Origin of the sequence: Bradyrhizobium sp. BR 1432, assembly GCF_051547705.1 — a bacterium.
Taxonomy (GTDB): Bacteria; Pseudomonadota; Alphaproteobacteria; order Rhizobiales; family Xanthobacteraceae; genus Bradyrhizobium; species Bradyrhizobium zhanjiangense.
This window is the reverse complement of the sequence record NZ_JBPUGF010000003.1, coordinates 4,119,769-4,137,432: the sequence shown is the minus strand read 5'-3', so window position 1 is coordinate 4,137,432 and position 17,664 is coordinate 4,119,769. Positions and strand designations below refer to the sequence as shown.

Here is a 17,664-nt window from a genome sequence, read left to right as displayed (position 1 = left end):
ATTGCATCTCGCCAGCCTCCGCGTCTGATGCTTACGTTCCGTGGCGACGATTCGACAGCCGCCGGGGAACCGCATGGGACCGAGATACCTTGTTGCCGCTGCCTTGACGGCGCTCGCCCTCCTCGTGACGGCACCCGCCGTCGGACAGCAGGGCACGCTCACGGCAAAACAATCCGAGGCGCTCGCCGCCTACGAGCGGGCGCTCGCCGACTTCAAGTCGGTCCTGGCCGAGCGGCGGCGCCAGATCGAGGCGAAGCAGCCGCTGCCGAACCTGCCGGGACAGGCGCTGTATCTGGCGCGTGTCGCCGTCATCAGCACCTACAAGGATCTCACCGACGCCCTTCCCGCTAGAATCGGAAAGCCCAACAAGTTCGAAATTCCCCCGGCCTATTTCGATGCCGCCATCGAGCCGCTGATCGACGAATACGCCGCGCTGTTCGAGATCATGGAGGCGCCGCCCGCCAATGCGCAGAACTCGGCGACGCCGTTCAAGGACGTCGTCGATCTCGCCGTCGCGATCGCCCGCGCCAAGGGACTTGCGCCACCTCACGCGCAAGCTGCGGGGCGCATCAGCGTCGGGCTGTTCTTCGCCGAGACCAACGGCAAGCAGAATGTTCGCAACGGACGCTCGAACACCTATATGGGCAGCTTCCAGACCGGCCCGTCCGAGGACCGCAACGGCCGCAGAAAATGGGAGGCCATCAAGGGCGAGATCGCAGCGATCGATCCCGAACTGAGCGCGCGCGACGACAAGGAGGAGGCGCGCGCCCGCGGCACCGATCACCGCTTCAACCACTGGACCAATGTGCGCGACGGCCTGATGAACGCGCATGCGGACGTGTTTCGTGAGATCCCCGCAATCGTGAAGACGCTGCCCGATCCCATCGACCAGATGAAGCTATTCGAGCTGATCCAGATCGTGCCCACCCCGACGCGGTCCGCGCTGAAGTCGGGCGATCTCCTGAACTACAGGGTGTCCAGCCCCACGGTCATGAAGCACTTGCGCAACAACAGCATCTTCGCGTTCGGGCAGGCCGACCGGGCCCGTACCTCGGCAAGCTTCCGCGAGATCCTTGCCGCGATGTGGCTATTCAACCGAAAATTCGAGCGCGCGATGGCGAAGTACGCGGAGATCAAGGGGCGCTGACAGATCGGCGCGCCGCAACGTGGGTCACACTACTCCGTCCGGATCGGCGAATCCTTCAGCCCGTTGTTGTCGTAGGCCTTGCGTAGCGTGCCGTTCGTGGTGGCCTCCGTCATGAATTTGGTGACGAACGCCAATGCCTGGCTGTGGCCGCGCGGGACGGCGACAGCGGTCACGGTCTTCTTGAAGGTCTCGTCCAGCACCTTTGTCCCCGGAATCTTCTGCGCCATCTTGTTGAGCTGGTCGCGCGACAGCGCGAAGGCATCGATCTCGCCGCTCTTGAGCAGGCCGAAGATCTCGTCATAGGTCTGATAGCCCGTGACTTTCGCGCTCTTCAGATGTGCGATGGCGCCGCGCATGGTGGTGGTGGCGTTGACGGCCGCGACCTTGACGCCCACCTGGTCGAGCGTGGCGAAGTTGGTGATGTTCGAACCGGGCTTGACGATGTAGGTGGCGTCGGCGACCTCGTAGACCGGGCCGAACATCATCTTGGTCTCGCGATCGGGATCCTTGGGAAGCCGGGTGACGTCCCATGTGCCTTTCGACGCGGCGTCGGTGATCTGGCCGGAATTCTGGTGCACGACATATTCGACGGGCACGCCGAGTTGTGCCGCCAACTCCTTGCCGAGATCGACGGGAACGCCGGCATAGCCGGCCTCGGCCTTGGTCGACCAGAACGCACCGCCCGCCGGGCTGATCGCGATCGCAACGCGCAGCTTGCCGACCGGCGCGATCTCGTTCTTCAGGCCATCAGCTAGCGCGGGCATGGCGACCGCCGCTGCGAGAACGAGGCCGGCAAGGGCCGACTGGAGCGACGTGGGCACGTCATGGTCTCCTCACCTTTTCTTCTTCCGATGCATCACGTCGGTCACATGGCCTTTGACACAATTCTGGTCGATCGTGCGCTCAGTGAAAAGCCATTTGTCATGACAAACCTATTAAAGGCCACGCCGCCGTTTGCAGTGCAAGGCCGCTGACTGCCATGGCTATGGTGTTCCACGGACGGGCATTTGTTGGTAGCCTGCCGCACCGACTGACAGCAACCCCGGGGGCCACCGAATGACACGCGCGAATCCTGCATCACGTAAGGAAGCGTGGAGACATGTCGGGCGGGCTTTGGCAACGGCAACCGCCGTGATCACGCTCGCCGGCTGCGAGGACAAGAACACCTTCGTGGCGCCGCCGCCGCCCAAGGTGGACGTGGCGATGCCGATGCAGCGCGCCGTGACGCGCTATGTCGAGGCGACCGGCAACACCGCGCCGATCAAGAGCGTCGATCTCGTCGCGCGCGTGCAAGGTTTTCTGCAATCGATCGACTATCAGGACGGCACCTTCGTCAAGCAGGGCACTCAGCTCTTCACCATCGAGCCGGAGACCTACAAGCTCAAGGTCGAGCAGGCGAAGGCTGCCGAGGTCGGCGCGCAGGCCACGGTCAAGCAGGCCGAAGCCGATTACAAGCGCCAGGTCGAGCTCGTGCAGCGCCAGGCAGTCTCGCAGTCCACGCTCGACACCTCGACATCCACCCGCGACAACGCGCAGGCCAGTCTGCAGCAGGCCCAGGTCAATACCAGGCTCGCCGAGGTCAATTACAGCTATACCAGGGTGACGGCGCCGTTCGACGGCATCGTCAGCGCGCACTTGGTCTCGATCGGCGAGCTCGTCGGCGTCTCCTCTCCGACCCAGCTCGCGCAGATCGTCGCGCTGGACCCGATCTGGGTGAACTTCACGGTCAACGAGCAGGACGTGCTGCGCATCCGCGCCGAAGCGGCCCGTCGCGGGCTGACCGTCGCCGACCTCAAACAGTTGCCGATCCAGGTGGGCCTCCAGACCGAGACCGGCTATCCGCATGAAGGCCACCTCGACTACGTCTCGCCGACCCTCAATACATCGACGGGCACGCTCGCGGTGCGCGGCGTCGTGCCCAACGACAAACGGGTGCTGCTGCCCGGCTACTTCGTCCGCGTCCGCGTGCCCTTCGACCAGGAGAAGAGCGCCCTGCTCGTCCCCGACACCGCGCTCGGCAGCGACCAGGGCGGCCGCTATCTGCTGGTGGTCAACAGCGACAATTTCGTCGAGCAGCGCAAGGTGCAGATCGGCCCCGTCGACAATGGCCTGCGCGTGATCGAGAGCGGCCTGAAGCCGGACGACCGCGTGGTGATCGCAGGATTGCTGCGGGTGATCCCGGGCCAGAAGATCGACCCGCAAGTGACGAAGATCGAGCAGCCGCAGGCCTCTGCCAAGTAGGAGCGCCGGCCATGATCTCAAAATTCTTCATCGAGCGGCCGGTCCTCTCGAACGTCATCGCGCTGCTGATGATCCTGATCGGCGGCGTCGCGCTGTTCAATCTCGCGATCGCGCAATATCCCGATGTGGTGCCGCCGACCGTGCAGGTCACCACGCGCTACCCCGGCGCCAGCGCCAAGACCGTGATCGACACCGTGGCACTGCCGATCGAGCAGCAGGTCAACGGCGTCGAGGACATGCTCTACATGCAGTCCTACAGCGGCTCCGACGGCACCTATACGCTGACCGTGACCTTCAAGATTGGCACCGACCTCAACTTCGCGCAGGTGCTGGTGCAGAACCGCGTCTCCAGCGCGCTGGCGCAATTACCGCAGGCGGTGCAGAACCAGGGCGTCACCGTGCAGAAGCGGTCGACCTCGATCCTCTTGTTCGTGACGCTGACCTCGCCCGACGCGAAGTACGACAGCCTCTATTTGAGCAACTACGCCACCATCAACATCCGCGACGAGCTTTCCCGCCTGCCCGGCGTCGGCAACGTCACGGTGTTCGGCGCCGGCCAATATTCGATGCGGGTCTGGCTCGATCCCAACAAGCTGCAAGTCCGTGGTCTGGTGCCGCAGGACGTCATCAACGCGATCCAGCAGCAGAGCCAGCAGGTCTCCGCCGGCCAGGTCGGCGCGCCACCGACGCCACCGGGCCAGGCGTTCCAGTACACGCTCAACGTCAACGGACGGCTCGACGACACCAGCCAATTCGAGAACATCATCGTCAAATCGGGCACCAGCGGCGACGTCACGCGGGTGCGCGACGTCGGCTGGGTGGAACTGGGCGCGCAGACCTACAGCCAGATCTTCTCGCTCAACAAGCAGCCGGCCGTCGGCATCGGCGTATTCCAGTCGCCCGGCGCCAACGCGCTCCAGGTCGAGCAGGCGGTCGAGAAGAAGATGGCGGAGCTCGCCAAGCGCTTCCCCGAAGGCATCAAATACGACACGCCGTTCGACACCACCAAGTTCGTGCAGGCCTCGGTGCACGAGGTCTACATGACCCTGATCGAGGCCGGCCTCCTGGTGCTGGTCGTGATCCTTGTGTTCCTGCAGGACTGGCGCGCCATGCTGGTGCCGGCGACGACCGTGCCGGTGACCATCATCGGCGCGTTCGCCGCCATGGCGGCGCTTGGCTTCACCATCAACATGTCGACGCTGTTCGCGATCGTGCTCGCGATCGGCATCGTGGTCGACGACGCCATCGTCGTGGTCGAGGGCGCCGCTCACAACATCGAGCAGGGCATGAACGGCCACGACGCCGCGATCAGGGCGATGGATCAGCTGTTCGCGCCGATCGTCGGCATCACCCTGGTGCTGATCTCGGTGTTTCTGCCGGCCTCGTTCCTCGCGGGGCTGACGGGACGCATCTATTCGCAATTCGCGCTGGTGATCGCCGCGACCGCGCTTCTCTCCGCCATCAACGCGGCGACCTTGAAGCCGACGCAGTGTGCGCTCTGGCTGCGGCCGGCGGTGCCGCCGGAGCAGCGCAATTTCTTCTACCGCGGCTTCAACGCCGTCTATAACCGGCTCGAGCGCGGTTACACCCGCCTGATCGGCTTCCTGGTCAGGCACGCCACCGTCTCGGTCGCGGTGGCGCTGGTCCTGATCGGGATCGGCGGCTACGGCCTGTCGCGGGTGCCGACCGGCTTCCTGCCGATCGAGGACCAGGGCTATCTGATCGCCGCCGTGCAGCTGCCCGACGGCGCCGCGCTGGAGCGAACCCAGACGGTGCTCGACAGAGCGAGTGAGCTGATCAAGGACACCCCAGGCGTCCAGCAGGTCATCACCATCGCCGGCATCTCCGCGCTCGACAACAGCGCCAGCCTTGCCAATGCCGGCGTCGCCTACATCATCCTGAAGGACTGGGAGGCGCGCAAAGGGCCCGGCGAGGATCTGCGCTCGCTGGTGTACGGGCTCAACGACAAGCTCGCGACCATCATGGAGGCGCGCACCATCGTGCTGCCGCCGCCGCCGATCCAGGGCATCGGCAACGCCGCCGGCTTCTCGATGCAGGTCGAGCTGCGCGACGGCAACAGCGATTTCGCCAAGCTGCAGGCCATCACCGGGGCGATGGTCAGTAACGGCCAGAGCCAGAGCGCGCTGCAGCGCGTGCAATCCTCGTTCCGCTCGTCAGTGCCGCAATTCAACGTCGAGATCGATCGCGTCAAGACCCAGACGCTGCACGTCACCACCGATCAGGTGTTCTCGGCGCTATCGACTTATCTGGGCTCATCCTACGTCAACCAGTTCAACAAGTTCGGCCGCGTGTTCCAGGTCTACACCCAGGCCGATCCGGCGTTCCGCGTCACCGAGCACGACATCGCCAACATGCAGGTGCGCAACTCGAACGGCGACATGATCCCGATCGGCACCGTCGCCAAGATCACGCCGGCCAACGGCCCGTCGCTGATCAGCCTCTACAACCTCTATCCATCCTCGACCGTCATCGGCCTGCCGGCGCAGGGCTATTCCTCCGGCCAGTCGCTGAAGCTGATGGAAGAGATCGCGGACAAGACGCTGCCGCCGGGCACCGGCTATGAATGGACCGCGATGTCCTATCAGGAGAAGGCGGTCTCGAACCAGATCTATTGGGTGTTCGGCCTCGCCATGCTGCTGGTCTATCTCGTGCTCGCCGGCCAGTATGAGAGCTGGTACGCGCCGATCTCGGTGATCCTCGCGGTGCCGCTGTCGCTGCTCGGGCCGATGCTGATCCTCAGCGGCCTCAAGATCGACAACAACCTCTATTGCCAGATCGGCTTGATCCTGCTCATTGCGCTGTCGGCCAAGAACGCGATCCTGATCGTCGAGGTCGGGCTCGAGCTGCACGGCCGCGACGGCAAGCCGCTCCTGGATTCCGCGATCGAGGCGGCGCGCGCCCGCTTCCGTCCGATCCTGATGACGTCGTTCGCCTTCATCCTCGGCGTGGTGCCCCTGGTGCTCGCCACCGGCGCCGGCGCCAGCGCGCGCAAGTCGATCGGCATCACCGTGTTCTCGGGCATGCTGGCCTCGACCTGCCTCGCAGTGCTGTTCGTGCCGGCCTTCTTCGTGGTGGTGCAGCGCTTCGAGAACTGGCGCGCGTCGAAGAAGGGGCCGAAGGCGAAGGTGGCGGAAGTGAAGACCTGAGAGCCGAGCATCCACGTCCCAATGACGGAGTGCGCACCGTCGTCTAAGCCTTCTCCGCCGGCGCCTGACGAGCCTCGCCGCTCGAGACCAGCAGCACCGAGACCTTCGACTGCCTCAGCACAGCGGCGGCGACGCCGCCGAAGGAAAGATGGTCGGCCTGGATCCGGTCGACGCCCATGACCACGAGGTCGACGTCGGTGGTATCGATCTCGCGCAGGATCGCCGCCTCCGGCGCCCGGTTCACGCGCAGCGTCGTGGTGATGTCGACGTCGTAGCGGGCGGCGAGATCGCTGGTGTCCTTGAGGATGCCCGTCTCCTGGCTCAGTCCGCGCGAGGTGCCGCGCTGCGCGCCCTTGTCGCGCGTCGTCGTCACATAGATCACCCGGAGCGAGCCTGAGCCGGCCTGCGCCAGCGCCACCGCGACCTCGGCGCCGCGCTTGGAGACGCCGCTGCCGGAGACCGGAACGAGGATGTTGAGCGCGTCGGGCACCGGCTGCTTCAGGTGCCTGCCCTTGGCCACCACGATCGCGAGCGGCCCCTCGAACTCGGCGGCGATGTCCTCGATCTTCCGGTCGAAGCGATCCTCGGCGGCAGCGACCTTGTCGATGCCGACGACGAGAAGGTCAAAGCCCTTGCGCGCTTCGTCGGCAATGGTCTCGCCGAGCTCCGCGCGCCTGGTCCGGGTGACAACATCGACGCTGCCGGTACCCTCGTCACCATTGGCGGACACGGTTGCGGCCGCCTTCCTCACCACGGCTTCGTGGCTGTCGCCCTCGCCCTTGTCCTGCTCCCTGGCGCGCTCGCCGATGTGCAGCACGGTGATCGGCAGGCCGCGCATGCCGGCAATCACGCCCGCGACGTGCGCGGCGAAGGTGGCGTTGACGCTCTCGTCCACTGCGAGCAAGGGACGTTCGAGATTGGCGATGAAGCCGCGCTTCTCGAATTCTTCCCGCTCCAGCCGCTCCTTCTCCTCCTCGTTCACCGGCAGCTTTGCCAGCGCCGCGCGCAGCATCGGCGGCATCGCCATCGTGGTCAGGATCGCCATGGTCACGATCATCGTGAACAGGTTCTGGCTGAGCACGCCGATGGAGAGGCCGATGGTGGCGATGATCACCTCGGTCGAGCCGCGCGCATTCATGCCGCTGGCGAGCGCCAGCGACTCCCTCGCATTCAGCCCGCCCAGGGTGCCGCCGACGAACGCGCCGCCGAATTTGCCGACACTGGCGATCACGACCAGCAGGCCGGTGAGCATCAGGAGATTGGGATCGCGGAGCACCGAAAGGTCGGCGCTGAGCCCGGCGAGGCCGAAGAACACCGGCATGAAGAAGCTCGAGATCAGGCCGCGCAGGCGCTCGTCGATCTGCCGGGTCAGGATCGGAGACTCCCCGACCAGGATGCCAGCGACGAAGGCACCTAGCACGGTGTGGACGCCGATCAGATGCGTGATCATAGCCATGACGCTCATTAGCAGCAGGATCACCGTGATGACGGCCGCCGCGCTGACGAGATTGTCGTTCGCCCAGCGGATCAGCTGGAACACCAGGCGACGGCCAATGGTGAAGCTGACGGCCAGGAAGGCGAACGTTCCCAGCATGGCCTTCGCCACGGAGGCGACATCGAGCGTGCCGTGCGAGGCCAGGCTGAAGATGACGGCGATGATGATCCAGCCGATGGTGTCGTCGATGACGGCGGTCGCGACGATGATCTGCCCGACATTGCGGCGCATGAAGTTCATCTCGCGCACGACCACGGCGACGATCTTCACCGAGGAGATCGACAGCGCCGTGCCCATGAACAGCGAGGCCACGAGGCGCGCGTGCGGATCGGGCAGCAGCGCATCCGGCAGGAACTCGCCGAGCGCAAAGCCGAAGGCGAAGGGCACGAGGATGCCGGCAATCGAGATCGCGATCGCCGCCTTGCCGACCTTCCGCACCAGTTTGAGGTCGGTCTCCATGCCGGTCAGCAGCAGCAGCAGCAGAATGCCGAACTGGGCGATGCCGTCGATCATCGCCTTCTGCTCGGGCGTCTTCGGGAAGATCGCGTGCTGCGCCTCGGGCCAGATCCAGCCGAACAGCGACGGCCCCAGGATGATGCCGGCGAGCAGTTCGCCCATCACCGAGGGTTGGCCGATGCGCTGCATGATCTCGCCGAGACCGCGGCCGACCCCGATCAGCAAGACGATCTGCGCCACCAGGAGGAATTCGGACGGGCCGGCCGATTTGCCGCCCTCAGCACTCGCCGCAATGGTGGTGAGGACAAGCGCCGCGGGGACAAGGCCGACCGGTCGGAGCAGGCTCCACTGCATGCGGGTGTCATTCCCCCTTCATCTGCCCGACGAAGCGCCGGGGCGACGGGGGTAGAACCCGCGGGAGGCGGAGGGAGTTCCGGCTTTCCGCTGCCGGGCCTTGGGGGGCTTCAACAATAAGTGCGAAAACAACCCCATGCACAGTAGAACGGCGTTGTTGGCGTTGAGGTTTTCCGGCGGCAACCGGCGTTTGACACGTCGGGCAAAACACCGGCAGAATGGCATCATCGGCACCACGCGACGTGCCGCCACATCCCCCGTCATTGCGACTGTTCCCCGTCATTGCGAGGAGCTCTTGCGACGAAGCAATCCAGAGTCCCTCCACGGAAGATTCTGGATTGCTTCGCTGCGCTCGCAATGACGGTGTGGCGTGAGCAGCGCGCCTCACGATGGCGCTTCACGCCGCCTGCGGCGTCCGGATCTCGCGCGGCAGGATCAGCGCGGCGGCGATCGCGAGCAGGCAGAGGGCGGCGAAGGCGTGCAGCATGGTGACGAAGCCGCCCTGCTCGTAGAGCCAGGCGACCAGGCCGACCGAGGCGCCGGCCGCGGTGAAGCCGACGAAATAGCGCACGGCATAGGCGCGCGAGCGCCACTCTTCCGTGGTGTATTTGCCGACCATGGCGTCGTTCACCGTGACCTGCCCGAACGCGCCCATGACGATGCCGATCGAAACCACGATCAGCGGCAGATTGGACAGGCTTGCGGCCAGATACAGGAACGGCGCCAGCATGAAGGACAGCGGCAGCGCCACCGTCTTCAGCGAATAGCGGTCGAGTAGCCGCCCGATCGTGTACTGCGTCATCGCGCCGAACACGTAGACACCGGCCGCGATGACGCCGAGCAGCGCCGGGCTCTTGGTCAGGTCCGCGAGCCGCTCTGCGAACAGCTTTGGCAGCGCCACGGTGACGGCGTTGAAGGTGGTGGAGATCGCGATCACGACGATCAGCAGCGACAACACCACGCGCCACATGTCCTGCTTGGCGACGCGCGCCTGCGCCGCCGCCTGCTTGGCGCCTTTGCGGTCCTCGTGCACGACCGTCAGCGCAAACGCGATGCCGATCAGGATGGTGACGATGCCGGGAACGATGAAAGCAAACCGCCAGCCGAGATATTGGCCGATCACGCCGGTGACCAGCGCCGAGGAGGCAACGCCAAGATTGCCCCAGACGCCGTTGAGCCCCATCTCGCGGCCGAGCTTGTCGGCATAGGACACGATCATCGCGGTGCCGACGGGATGATAGATCGAGGCAAACATGCCGATCGCGAGCAGCGCCGCGCCGAGCTGCGCCGGGGTCTGCACGAAGCCGACCGCAATCATGGAGGCGCCGATGCCGACGAAGAAGATCAGCATCATATGCCGGCGGCTCCAGCGGTCCCCGAGCCAGCCGGTGAGCAGCGAGCCCGCGCCGAAGGCGACGAAGCCCGGCGTCGCGTAAGGCAAGAGTTCCGAATAGGCCATGCCGAGCGCCGGCCCCATGATGATGACGGCGGCGGCAAAGATCAGCATCGAATAATGGTCGATGAAATGGCCGGCATTGACGAAACTGATGACCCGGCTGGGGCTGTTCATACGAATCCTCTCCTGCTCCGAAATGAGTTATATGTTCTGGGCATGACGGGATGCTGCCAATGACTGTCGTCGAAACGCCAATCGTCCGGGAGGTCCGGGGCAACCACCGCTCGACCGCGGGCGTGCACCTGGTCGCGCGCGACTATCCCAAGGGCTTGCGGATCGACCCGCACTTGCACCGCGAGGCGCAGCTGATCTATGCCGCCAAGGGCACCATGCAGGTGACGACGCCCGGAGGGCGCTGGCTGGTGCCGCCGGACCGCGCGGTCTGGGTGCCCGCCGGGCTCGAGCACGCCATCGACCTGCTCGCCGACATCGAGATGCGCACGCTGTATTTCGACCTGCCCTGGCTGAAGCGCGAGCAGCAATATGAGGGACTGACCAAGGAGTTCGTGGTCCGGGTGTCGCCGCTGCTGCACCAGGCGATCCTGGCGCTGTTCGATGCGGGCAATACCGAGGCGCGGACCGAGCTACTGGTTCGTCTCGTGATGCTGGAATTGCACCAGGCCGAGGATTCCACGACCTTCGTGCCGCTGCCGCGCGAAGTGCGCTGCCGCCGCGCCGCGATGATCGTGCTCGACGATCCCACCGGCTTGCACGACATCGACACGCTGGCGCGCGCGGTCGGAACCTCCGCGCGCACGCTGTCGCGGCTGTTCTCGACGGAAACGCAGCTGAGCTTCAAGAGCTGGTGCCAGCGCGCAAGGATTGCGGCGGCGATCCAGCGGCTATCGACGGATGCGAACGTGTCGGTGAAGCAGCTTGCGACGCAGCTGGGCTATGCCAGTGTGCCGGCGTTCTCGGCGGCGTTCCGGCAGGTGACGGGGCGGACGCCGACGGAGTTTGCCACACACTCAGTGTCATCGCCCGCGAAGGCGGGCGATCCAGTATTCCAGAGGCGGCGCGGCTAGAGCCGAGGAGCCGCGGCGTACTGGATGCCCCGGTCAAGCCGGAGCATGACAGCGCGTTGCGTGGCGTCACACAACCCTCGCGAGGCATGACAGCCCACCCAGGGGCACAGCCCAACTAAAGATGCCGCATTCCCCTGCTTGATTGTGATCGGCTTCCGCCTAAATCCCATGTAAGCTTCCGCATCGCACAAACCGGAATCGAAAAGTCCAGATGGCCAACGCCTTCTTCTCCGACCTGCTCGCCACCATCTCCGAGCGCGGCCGCACGCTGCTTCGCCGCGGCGACGGCTCGGACACCAAACCAGACGCCGCCGGGCTGATGGCGCTTTGCGACGCGCTGCTCTCGGGCCGGGGCGAAGCCTCGGGCACCGCCATGGCGCGCGAGGTGCTCGATCTCTACCAGGAGCTGGATGCGGCCGGACGCCGCGCTTTCTTCGAGGCGCTGGTGCGCGATTTCGGCCCCGATCGCGAGCGGCTGTCCAAGGCGATCGAGAAATGGCGCGCCAAGCCCACCGACGAGGACGCGAGCTCGCTGCATTTCGCTTCCGAGCCGCGACGGCAGGAGCTGATCCGCCGCCTCAACCGCGCGCCGGGCGGCACCGGCGACCTCGTCAGCATGCGGGCCGATCTGCTCGGCATGATGAACGGGCACACCGATCTCGCCGCGCTCGATCGCGACGTCTCACATCTTCTCTCTTCGTGGTTCAACAGGGGGTTTCTCGTGCTGCGCAGGATCGACTGGTCGACCCCGGCCAACATCCTCGAAAAGATCATCCGTTACGAAGCCGTGCATGAGATCTCTGACTGGGACGATCTGCGCCGCCGCATCGATCCGGTCGACCGCCGCTGCTACGCCTTCTTCCACCCGGCGATGGTCGACGAGCCCCTGATCTTCGTCGAGGTGGCGCTGACCGAGACCATTCCCGGCGCGATCGCGCCGCTGCTCGCGGTCGACCGCCAGCATCTGCCGATCGAACGTGCCCGCACCGCGGTGTTCTATTCGATCTCCAACACCCAGCGTGGCCTTGGCGGCATCTCGTTCGGCAGCTTCCTGATCAAGCAGGTGGTCGAGGAGCTGCGCCGCGAGCTGCCGAAGCTCGACACCTTCGTGACGCTCTCGCCGGTTCCGGGCTTCATGCAATGGGTGAAGCAGGACAAGGACCTGCCGCTGTCGGACGAGGACCGCGAGACGCTGAAGCGTCTCGACGATCCCACATGGTTCGAGCATCCCGAGACGACAGCGCTGCTGCGCAGCATTCTGGAGCCGCTCGCGGCGCACTTCTTCCTGAAGGCACGTACGCCGAAGGGCAAGCTGATCGACTCCGTCGCCCGCTTCCATCTCGGCAACGGCGCCCGGCTCGAGCGCATCAACTGGCTAGGGGATCTCTCACCAAAGGGCATGCGCGAGTCCGCCGGCGTCATGGTCAACTACCTCTACCGCCTCGACGACATCGAGAAGAACCACGAAGCCTACGCCAACGACGGCGAGGTCGTGGCGTCCAGCGCGGTGAAGAAGCTGCTGAAGGGCGAAGGACGGCGGCTCTTGGATATGCGGTTGTCGTAAGGGACGCTCGCTCGCGCCACCGTCATTGCGAGGAGCTCGCGACAAAATTGCGCAGCAATTTTGCGCTGATGCGACGAAGCGACCCAGACTGCCTCCGCAGAAAGCCTCTGGATTGCTTCGCTGCGCTCGCAATGACGAAGTGTGTTGCGGCAGCTCGTGTATCTCAACCTGCCGTTCGCCGCGGACCAAGGCGTCCGCATTCGCGCTCGATCTTTCCATCGTCATTGCGAGGAGCTCTTGCGACGAAGCAATCCAGACTGCCTCCGCGGAACGACTCTGGATTGCTTCGCTGCGCTCGCAATGACGGAGTGTGTGGCGGCAGGCCGGCTACTCCGCCAGCGCCTTCATTTCCTTGTAGAGATCCGACTTGCCTTCGAACCCGATGCCTGCCAGCTCCGGCATGGTGATGTGGCCATTCTCGACGCTGATACCGTCGGGGAAGCCGCCATAGGGCTGGAACAGGTCGGGGTAGCTTTCGTTGCCGCCGAGGCCGAGGCCGGCTGCAATGTTGAGCGACATCTGGTGGCCGCCATGCGGGATGCAGCGGCTGGGCGACCAGCCGCAGGTCTTCAGCACCTCCAGCGTGCGCTGGTATTCGCACAGGCCGTAGGACAGCGCGCAGTCGAATTGCAACCAGTCGCGATCGGGGCGCATGCCGCCGTAGCGGATCAGGTTGCGGGCGTCCTGATGGCTGAACAGGTTTTCGCCGGTTGCCATCGGGCCGGGATAGAACTCGGCGAGCGCGGCTTGCAGTGCGTAATCGAGGGGATCGCCGACCTCCTCGTACCAGAACAAGGGATAGTCGCGCAGCATTTTTGCGTAGGCGATGCCGGTCTCGAGGTTGAAGCGGCCATTGGCGTCGACGGCGAGCTGGGCGTCCTTGCCGATCTCCTTCAGCACCGCCTCGATGCGGGTGCGGTCCTCGTCGATCGGGGCGCCGCCGATCTTCATCTTCACGACGTTGTAGCCGCGGTCGAGATAGCCGCGCATCTCGCCGCGCAGCATCGAGAGGTCCTTGCCGGGATAGTAATAGCCGCCGGCGGCATAGACGAAGACGCGCGGATTGGCGGTCACGCCGTGACGCTCGGCAAGCAGGCGGAACAGCGGCTTGCCCGCGATCTTCGCCACCGCGTCCCACACCGCCATATCGATGGTGCCGACCGCGACCGAGCGCTCGCCATGGCCGCCCGGCTTCTCGTTGGTCATCATCGCGGCCCAGACCTTGTCGGGGTCGAGATTGTCGCCGGCGGCATTGAGCAGCGAGTTCGGATCAGATTCGAGAATGCGCGCGGCAAAGCGCTCGCGGATCAGGCCGCCCTGCCCGTAGCGCCCGTTGGAGTTGAAGCCGTAGCCGACGACGCGCTTGCCGTCGCGCACCACGTCGGTGACGACGGCAACCAGGCTCGTCGTCATCTTGGTGAAGTCGATATAGGCATTGCGGATCGGCGAGGAGATCGGTTTTGTAATTTCGCGGACGTCGACGATGCGGACGGACATAGGGTTTGGCCTTTGGTGCTTGTTGTCGTCATTGTGAGGAGCTCGCGACAAAATTGCGTAGCAATTTTGCGCTGATGCGACGAAGCAATCCAGATCGTCACTGCGGAAAGATTCTGGATTGCTTCGCTTCGCTCGCAATGACGAGGAGAGAGCGGTGCGCGCTCAGCTCGAACTACTTCTTATCCCTGAAATACGGCTCGACGGAACCGTGCACCTTGATGGTCAGCGGGTTGCCGTAGCGGTCCTTGGCGTTGCCGGCGGTGACGCGGACCCAGCCTTCGCTGATGCAGTATTCCTCGACATTGGTCTTCTCGATGCCCTTGAAGCGGATGCCGACGTCGCGCGCCAGGATGTCCGCGTTGTAATAGGGACTGTTCGGATCGACCGACAGGCGGTCCGGAAATTCGTCGCTCATGATTGTCTCGCTCACAGCAGTGTTTCGATTTGATTGCGCAATCCTTCGGGCCGCGCGGTCGGCGCGTAGCGCGCGACCACCTTGCCGGCACGGTCCACCAGGAATTTGGTGAAATTCCATTTGATGGAGGCGCCGAGAAGCCCGGATTGCTGCCGTTTCAGGTACTCGTACAACGGATGTGCGTTGGCGCCGTTGACATCGATCTTCTCGAACAGCGGGAAGGTGACGTCGTAATTGGTCGAACAGAACGCCTGGATCTCGTCCGCCTGCCCCGGCTCCTGCGCGCCGAACTGGTTGCAGGGAAAGCCGAGCACCGAGAAGCCGCGCGGCGACAGATCGCGATAGAGATCCTCCAATCCGCGATATTGCGGCGTGAAGCCGCATTTGCTCGCGGTGTTGACGATCAGCAGCACCTGTCCCTCGAAACGGCGCATCGGCACCTCCTCGCCGGCGAGCGAGTTGGCCCTGAAGTCGTAGATAGCAGTCATCGCTAGCCCACGGGATCGATCGGCGACGGCGGCACGCCGCCGGCCTCGATCGCTTCGCCCGCGAGCAGGCACAGATCCTCGCGGTAGCGGCCGGAGACGATGTGCACGCCGACGGGCGCCTTGCCGACGAGACCGGTGGAGACGACGAGGCCCGGCAAGCCCATGAAGGGAATCGCGATCTGCGGCAGCTGCGCTTCCCAGACGCGCTTGAAAGACTCGTCATCCTTGAGGTCGAGATGATCGGGGAACGGCAGTTCGCCGGAGACCGGCGTCAGCAGCACGGCATATTTTTCGAAGAACAGCATCCATTCGCGGGTTAGCGTCGCGCGGCGGGTCAGCGCCTTCGCGTAATTCGCCTGGTCCATCGGCGTAACCCTGCTGCGGTTACCGCGCAGGCAGGCCAGCGCACCGGGATCGCCCTCGCGCTCGGCCGCCTCTAGCTGCGCCTCGTAGCCATCGCCGAGCCACAGCTTGATCTGCCACTCGACCGCGTCGCGCATGGGCGGCGTGTCCGCGATGACGTCAACGGTCCAGCCCGCGCGCTCCAGCCGCTTGCCGGCATCGCTCACCGCCGCCTTCACCTCCGGCGTGGTGGCAAGGCCGCCCGGATTGAGACAGAGCGCGGCACGCTTCGGCCGTGCGGGGCCTTCCAGCGGCACCGGCACGAACCAGGGATCGCGGATGTCGCGGGCCGACATCGCGGCGAGTGAAATCCGCAAGTCGTTGACGGTGCGCGCCAGCGGGCCGGAGACCGCCATGATCTGCGGCCCGATCGGGCGCTCCGGCAGTGCGGGATTGAAAGCAGGAATGCGGCCGAGCGTCGGGCGCAGGCCGTGCACGCCGCAGGCATAGGCGGGATAGCGGATCGAGCCGGCAATGTCGGTGCCGTGGGCGATGTGGCCGATGCCGGCCGCGACCGCCGAGCCGGCGCCGCCGGAGGAGCCGCCCGGGGTCAGCGAAGCATCGCGGGGGTTCTTGGTGTCGCCATGGATCAGATTGGTGGTGAACCAGCGGTAGGAAAAGGCCGGACAATTGGTGCGGCCGAGCAGGATGGCGCCGGCTTTGCGGAAATTGGCGACCACCGGATTGTCCTCGCGCGCGATCAAGTCGCGCTGGAGTTTCAGCCCGTTGGTGGTGGCAAAGCCTTCCTGGTCGACATTGGCCTTGATGGTGACGGGCACGCCCGCGAGCACGCCGGGGTCCTCGCCCCGCGCGATGGCGGCATCAACGGCGTCAGCCTGCTTGAACACGTCGTCCGGCCGGTGGTCGATCACCGCGTTGAGCGCGGGATTGACGGCGTCCAGGCGGGCGAGACCGGCCTTGGCGGCCTCCCTGGCGGACACCTTTTTGGACTTGACGAGGGCGGCGAGGTCGGCGGCCGACAGGCGCCAGAGATCTTGCATGGCTTGCTCCGTATGACCGGCGTCTTTTAGCGCCGGGAAGGCGGCAAAGCCATGCGGATTTCGCAGGGGCGAAGGGCGGGTTTGGCGGCGGGTGGTGCCTCATTCTCCGTCATTGCGAAGAGCTCGCGACAAAATTGCGCAGCAATTTTGCGCTGATGCGACGAAGCAATCCAGACTGCCTCCGCAGAGGGATTCTGGATTGCTTCGCTACGCTCGCAATGACGGTGGAGGGAGTTGCGCGCCCCTTACCCGACCCGTGGGCCCCTAATGCCTGGTTGCGGACTGGTCCGGCATGTCCAGGAGCGCCTCGGTGAAGGGAAACTCCAGCACGATCTCCCCGTCGTCATCGGTCACCTCGATGACGGCCTCGAGCAGGGCCGGCTGGGCGCCCTCCGACTTCACCACTTCCAGGATCATCTGGCGCGCGACCTCCCAGGCGCGATCGGGGTTGCGCAGATCCTCGCCGTCAGGATCCACGATCAGTTCGTCGCCGATACGGGTGTTGAAGAAATATCTGGGCATGCCTGATCCAATGGGGTCGCTGTAGCCGATTGGAAGCCGTTCTATACTCACAACTCGTTTATCCCGACAGGGATCACGACCTATCGGCGTTTTTGCGCATGCCATTCGCTCATCTTTACGGCCGTAATGCGCTCTCTTTGCGGTGCAACAATTCCGCCGGCCTACTACCTTGGTCGGGAAAATTTCACTGGCGAACTTTTCCGCCCGCATTAACTTAAGCGCGGGCGGATACGTCCGGTTTCGCGAAAATAAAATGGAGAGCCAAATGGCCTGGAAAGCCCCGAAGATCGTCGAAGTGCCCTGCGGCATGGAAATCAACATGTATGTGAGCGCCACCCGCAAGTAAGCGGCGGGCGGTCTGCGTTCAGCGCAGGTGGATCTTTCGATCACAATAGGTTGCCGGAAGACATGATCTTTGTCGGCACTCCGTGTCG

The 17,664-nt window shown here is 64.9% G+C and carries 14 protein-coding genes; 6 read left to right on the top strand and 8 right to left on the bottom strand.

The annotated features are described in order from the left end of the window. Positions 1 to 73: 73 nt before the first annotated feature. A complete protein-coding gene (locus tag ACSKB8_RS19880; protein WP_438105853.1) occupies positions 74 to 1,147 on the top strand; it encodes a hypothetical protein in 1,074 nt (357 codons plus the stop codon). Between the two features lie 29 nt (positions 1,148 to 1,176). Here ACSKB8_RS19880 and ACSKB8_RS19875 read toward each other — a convergent pair whose 3' ends face one another. Further along, positions 1,177 to 1,968 carry an ABC transporter substrate-binding protein gene (locus ACSKB8_RS19875; protein ID WP_438105851.1) on the bottom strand — a complete coding sequence of 264 codons (792 nt, stop codon included), beginning with the start codon at positions 1,966 to 1,968 and terminating at the stop codon, positions 1,177 to 1,179. Between the two features lie 235 nt (positions 1,969 to 2,203). On the opposite strand from ACSKB8_RS19875, the gene ACSKB8_RS19870 reads away from it, so the two are divergent. Together ACSKB8_RS19870 and ACSKB8_RS19865 are read left to right on the top strand one after the other, a co-directional pair. Beyond that, positions 2,204 to 3,388 (top strand): efflux RND transporter periplasmic adaptor subunit, encoded by a 1,185-nt coding sequence (locus ACSKB8_RS19870; RefSeq protein WP_438105849.1) that lies wholly within the window; start codon positions 2,204 to 2,206, stop codon positions 3,386 to 3,388. Positions 3,389 to 3,399: 11 nt separating this feature from the next. Continuing rightward, positions 3,400 to 6,555, top strand: coding sequence for an efflux RND transporter permease subunit (locus tag ACSKB8_RS19865; RefSeq protein ID WP_438105848.1), 3,156 nt, complete (start codon positions 3,400 to 3,402; stop codon positions 6,553 to 6,555). 43 nt (positions 6,556 to 6,598) lie between these two features. Here ACSKB8_RS19865 and ACSKB8_RS19860 read toward each other — a convergent pair whose 3' ends face one another. After that, entirely contained in the window at positions 6,599 to 8,860 is a 2,262-nt protein-coding gene (locus ACSKB8_RS19860) for a cation:proton antiporter domain-containing protein (RefSeq protein WP_438105846.1), read from the bottom strand. A gap of 397 nt (positions 8,861 to 9,257) precedes the next feature. After that, positions 9,258 to 10,430 carry an MFS transporter gene (locus ACSKB8_RS19855; protein ID WP_438105844.1) on the bottom strand — a complete coding sequence of 391 codons (1,173 nt, stop codon included), beginning with the start codon at positions 10,428 to 10,430 and terminating at the stop codon, positions 9,258 to 9,260. A 59-nt stretch (positions 10,431 to 10,489) separates the two neighbouring features. Here ACSKB8_RS19855 and ACSKB8_RS19850 point away from each other — a divergent pair, with 59 nt between their 5' ends. Together ACSKB8_RS19850 and ACSKB8_RS19845 are read left to right on the top strand one after the other, a co-directional pair. Continuing rightward, positions 10,490 to 11,341, top strand: a complete 852-nt coding sequence (locus tag ACSKB8_RS19850; RefSeq protein WP_438105842.1) for an AraC family transcriptional regulator — start codon at positions 10,490 to 10,492, stop codon at positions 11,339 to 11,341. A 211-nt stretch (positions 11,342 to 11,552) separates the two neighbouring features. Then, positions 11,553 to 12,905 (top strand): malonyl-CoA decarboxylase, encoded by a 1,353-nt coding sequence (locus ACSKB8_RS19845; protein ID WP_438105840.1) that lies wholly within the window; start codon positions 11,553 to 11,555, stop codon positions 12,903 to 12,905. A gap of 327 nt (positions 12,906 to 13,232) precedes the next feature. Here ACSKB8_RS19845 and tarD read toward each other — a convergent pair whose 3' ends face one another. The 5 genes from tarD to ACSKB8_RS19820 all read right to left on the bottom strand — a co-directional run bounded on the left by tarD (position 13,233) and on the right by ACSKB8_RS19820 (position 17,230). Further along, positions 13,233 to 14,402 (bottom strand): D(-)-tartrate dehydratase, encoded by a 1,170-nt coding sequence (tarD, locus tag ACSKB8_RS19840; protein WP_438105838.1) that lies wholly within the window; start codon positions 14,400 to 14,402, stop codon positions 13,233 to 13,235. A gap of 172 nt (positions 14,403 to 14,574) precedes the next feature. Then, on the bottom strand, positions 14,575 to 14,817 hold the full coding sequence (locus tag ACSKB8_RS19835; RefSeq protein WP_157327629.1) for a DUF3297 family protein: 243 nt from the start codon (positions 14,815 to 14,817) through the stop codon (positions 14,575 to 14,577). An 11-nt stretch (positions 14,818 to 14,828) separates the two neighbouring features. Then, the gene (locus ACSKB8_RS19830; RefSeq protein WP_370989447.1) at positions 14,829 to 15,305 is read right to left on the bottom strand and encodes a glutathione peroxidase; all 477 of its coding nucleotides are present in this window, start codon (positions 15,303 to 15,305) and stop codon (positions 14,829 to 14,831) included. Between the two features lie 2 nt (positions 15,306 to 15,307). Continuing rightward, positions 15,308 to 16,708: an amidase family protein gene (locus tag ACSKB8_RS19825; RefSeq protein WP_438105836.1), complete on the bottom strand. Its 1,401-nt coding sequence runs from the start codon at positions 16,706 to 16,708 to the stop codon at positions 15,308 to 15,310. Positions 16,709 to 16,972: 264 nt separating this feature from the next. Then, entirely contained in the window at positions 16,973 to 17,230 is a 258-nt protein-coding gene (locus ACSKB8_RS19820) for a DUF6894 family protein (RefSeq protein WP_124162551.1), read from the bottom strand. A 265-nt stretch (positions 17,231 to 17,495) separates the two neighbouring features. On the opposite strand from ACSKB8_RS19820, the gene pqqA reads away from it, so the two are divergent. After that, positions 17,496 to 17,576 carry a pyrroloquinoline quinone precursor peptide PqqA gene (gene pqqA / locus ACSKB8_RS19815; RefSeq protein ID WP_007595659.1) on the top strand — a complete coding sequence of 27 codons (81 nt, stop codon included), beginning with the start codon at positions 17,496 to 17,498 and terminating at the stop codon, positions 17,574 to 17,576. Positions 17,577 to 17,664 lie beyond the last annotated feature (88 nt).